6 protein-coding genes are annotated in these 3,349 nt (G+C 70.5%); 2 read left to right on the forward strand and 4 right to left on the reverse strand.

Annotation, left to right across the window (positions count from 1 at the left end; translation table 11 throughout):
• The 3 genes from VGH85_19295 to VGH85_19305 all read right to left on the reverse strand — a co-directional run.
• On the reverse strand, positions 1 to 275 hold a 275-nt coding region (locus VGH85_19295; protein HEY2175957.1), incomplete at its 3' end, for an AMP-binding protein.
• A gap of 2 nt (positions 276 to 277) precedes the next feature.
• A complete protein-coding gene (locus VGH85_19300; protein HEY2175958.1) occupies positions 278 to 535 on the reverse strand; it encodes a hypothetical protein in 258 nt (85 codons plus the stop codon).
• Complete coding sequence (locus VGH85_19305) at positions 520 to 837, reverse strand: AMP-binding protein (GenBank protein ID HEY2175959.1); 318 nt, start codon at positions 835 to 837, stop codon at positions 520 to 522. Before VGH85_19305 ends, VGH85_19300 begins: the two co-directional genes overlap by 16 nt.
• 177 nt (positions 838 to 1,014) lie before the next feature.
• On the opposite strand from VGH85_19305, the gene VGH85_19310 reads away from it, so the two are divergent.
• Together VGH85_19310 and VGH85_19315 are read left to right on the forward strand one after the other, a co-directional pair.
• Positions 1,015 to 1,452 carry a nuclear transport factor 2 family protein gene (locus tag VGH85_19310; GenBank protein ID HEY2175960.1) on the forward strand — a complete coding sequence of 146 codons (438 nt, stop codon included), beginning with the start codon at positions 1,015 to 1,017 and terminating at the stop codon, positions 1,450 to 1,452.
• A gap of 12 nt (positions 1,453 to 1,464) precedes the next feature.
• Positions 1,465 to 2,952, forward strand: coding sequence for an NAD(P)/FAD-dependent oxidoreductase (locus VGH85_19315; GenBank protein HEY2175961.1), 1,488 nt, complete (start codon positions 1,465 to 1,467; stop codon positions 2,950 to 2,952).
• A gap of 267 nt (positions 2,953 to 3,219) precedes the next feature.
• Here VGH85_19315 and VGH85_19320 read toward each other — a convergent pair.
• Positions 3,220 to 3,349, reverse strand: a 130-nt coding sequence (locus VGH85_19320) for an alcohol dehydrogenase (GenBank protein HEY2175962.1), incomplete at its 5' end; no start/stop codon positions are given.

Consider the following 3,349-nt stretch of genomic DNA (forward strand, 5'->3'; position numbering starts at 1 on the left):
GGGACCCCGAACATGGTGGTGACGCCCTCCCGCTGGAGATCGTCGAGCACCGCCTGGGGCTCGAACGCCCGGTGGATGACCAGCCGCCCGCCCTTGATCCAGGTGGCGATCGTCGTGACGTTCAGCGCGCCGATGTGGAACATCGGCGCGCAGACCAGGGAGACGTCGTCGTAGGCGATGTCCAGGGCCAGTACCACCCCGATGTTGTGCCACCACAGGTTCGCGTGGGTCAGGACGACGCCCTTGGCGCTGCCGGTGGTCCCCGAGGTGTACATGATCAGCGCGGGTCCGAGGCGTCGACCGCTACCCGTTCCGGCAGTGGGCTCGCGCCGTCGATGAGCTCGTCGCCGTCCTCCCAGCCCGGGACGCTCCCGCCGGCGGCCACGCGGATGAACCGGGACGCGGCGATCTGGTCGCGGATGGCGTCGATGACGGCTGTGTGGTGGCTGTCGGCGAGCACTGTGTGGGCGCCGGAGTGGTTGATCGCGTGCGCAAGCTCGGGGCCGGCGAGGCGGAAGTTCAGCGGCACGAGCACCGCTCCGAGGTCGGCCGCGGCAAACAGGCCTCCAGGATCGCCGGGTCGTTGAGGCCGAGGTAGGCGACCCGGTCGCCCTTCCGAACACCTCCGTCGCGCAGGACCTGCGCCAGGCGTCGGACCCGGTCATGGACCTCGGCGAAGGTCAGCGTGCGACCGAGGAAGGTCACAGCGGGGCGTTCTGCGGAGGCTCGGGCCCGGCGTTCCAGCAGCGCTCCCAGGTCGATCTCGGCAGGGGCGGTGGGCAGGTCCGCGAAGTCGGCGCCCGCGAGCCCTGTCGTCTCGGTGGTCTGAGTGCGCATGAGGCATGAGCGAAGCAGCCAGGTGCCTGTCCGACAATCCTTCTACGCCTTATCAGCGAGGAAGCCCGCTCATAGGGATGAGGACCCAACCGCCTGTGAGATGTGACAGTGGACAGCCGCGATCCAGGCCCCTGCCGGTTGGATCCTCGCCGAAGCCGTCGAACGAAGGTGATTCCCGTGTCGTTGAGCATCCAGACGAGCACACTCGAGGCCTACCCCGAGCGCTATCTCGCCGCCTGGAACCAGCGTGACCTGGCCACAGCACTCGAGGTCATCCACCCGAAGGTCAACTGGGTAGATCCGCTGCTACCCGAGCCACTCACCGACCACGACGGCGCCGCCGCCTTCTTCGGGGGCGCGTGGCGGGGATTCCCCGACTTGACCTTCGAGGCGGTGGGCAGCCCGCTCGTCGATCCGTCAGCTGGGCGGGTCGCGTCGGCGTGGCGGATGACCGGTACGCATACGGGCGAGTTCCCTCCGGGCGCGCCGATCAGCGGCAAGTCCTTCGAGGTCGTCGGGACCGACGTCTGGGAGGTGGACCCCGACGGGCGGGCGACCTCGGTGCACGCCTTCTACGACTCGATCGTGCTGCTGCGCGCAATCGGCCTGGCCTGAGGAGGCGGACCGGTGAGCACGAGCATCGAGAAGGCCGACGTCGTCATCGTCGGCTCCCGCTGCGCGGGGACAGCGGCCGCGGTGCCGCTCGCCCGGGCCGGGCTCAAGGTCATCGTCGTCGACAAGGGTGGGTTTCCCTCCGACACCCTCTCCACGCACGTGCTGGTCCCCAACGGGGTGCAGGAACTGCAGTTCATGGGTGCGCTCGACGGCATCCTCGCGCTCGGCCCGTCGAAGAGCCGGTATCTGACCGTGCGCGACGGTGACGTGGAGATCATCGAGCGGTTCCGTCCGTTCTCCGGGATCGACTACGCCCTGTGTATCCCGCGCGACCAGCAGGACGCGGTCCTCGTGCAGGCCGCCCGGGACGCCGGCGCCGAGATCCGTGAGCGGACGAAGGTCGAGCAGGTCGTCTGGCGCGACGGGCGCGCGGTCGGGGTTCGTTGCAAGGCCCGGGACGGCGAGTACGAGATCCACGCCGAGCTGGTCATCGGCGCCGACGGCCGGCGCTCCCGCGTCGCGGGCGAGGTCGGGGCCTGGACCCCGTACCGCGCCTCGAAGAACGGCCGCGGCTTCGTGTTCCGCTACCTCGACGACCCGCTCGGTGCCGACGCACCCGATGCGTTGGAGATCTTCCGGGCCGACGGCGAGCAGGTCCTCGTCCTCCCGTCCTGCCCGGCGGGCCGCACCCTCGTGGTCAACATGACCGACGCGGCGGCCATCCCGGTGTACCGGAGCGACTTCCACGCGCAGTGGCGGGGGATGCTGGACCGCAACCCGGCGCTCAAGGCCCGGGTCGGCGATGCCACGAATGCCGGAAAGCCGCGCATGACCGACGACCTGACCGCCTACTACCGGCGCTCGTGCGGCCCTGGCTGGGTGCTGGCCGGGGACGCCGGCCACTTCAAGGACCCGACCACCGGCAACGGGATGCGCGACGCGCTCAAGTTCGGCCGGCTGCTCGGCGAAGCCGTCGTGCCCTGCCTGCACGACCCTGCCGGGCTCGGCCCGGGCCGGATCGACAGAGACCGGCTCGACGCGGCCCTGCGGAAGTGGGAGGCCGCCCGCGATGCAGACACCATCTCCACCTACCACTGGGGCAACCGCGAGTCACGCCCCGGCGCGACCAGCCCGCTGGTTCGGGAGGTGCTGCGCACCTTCGTCGACTCCTCGGGCGGAGACCGGCCGAACCTGTCGGACACGTTCAACCGGGCCCGCCCGGTGGAGTCGGTGATCAATCCCAAGCGCCTGGTCATCGGCCTGGTGCGCTCCCTGCGCGCACCCGGTGCCGACCGGAAGGCGATTCTCAAGGAAGTCTGGGGCGAGCTGCCGATGGAGTTCTCGCTGCGGCGTCACCGGCTCCTCGACGGGTTCCGCTCGACCCGACCGACGTCGACCGAGCGCGCCGGATGGAGCGTCGGAACGCCGCACTCGGCGCCCTCCTACCGCGCCGCGGCCGTCGGCGAGGGTCTCGCGGCGGCAGCGGAGTCCGCCGCGTAGAAGCCGGAACGAATTCGGCGTGCCAGGTCTGAACGCTGGTGACGAACCGGCGCCTCGGCTCGATGCGGATCGCCTGTTCCGTTCCAACCCCCGCCGGGCCCTCGGCCCGCTTGAGACGCCCTTCGGCAAGGGCCGCGCTCACGGTGCCGAGGGCCTGTTCGTGTGCCTAGCGGCTAGTTGCGGCCATCGCGGTTGTCGCGGTGATGGTCGCCGCCGTCGTGGCGGAAGCACCGGTCATCCCAGCGGTGGTTCCAGTCCTCGTGCCGTCTACGCGCCGATGGTGGACACGTCGATGACGAACCGGTACCGCACGTCGCTGTTCTCGACCCGGTCGTAGGCGGCGTTGATCTCGTCGGCGCCGATCACCTCGATTTCCGCGCCGACCCCGTGCTCGGCG

Source organism: Mycobacteriales bacterium (genome assembly GCA_036497565.1).
GTDB lineage: Bacteria > Actinomycetota > Actinomycetes > Mycobacteriales > QHCD01 > DASXJE01.

Bases quoted from the DNA above. Each gene is read 5' to 3' on its own strand.
- VGH85_19305 (HEY2175959.1), bottom strand. From the start codon at position 837: ATGCGCACTCAGACCACCGAGACGACAGGGCTCGCGGGCGCCGACTTC.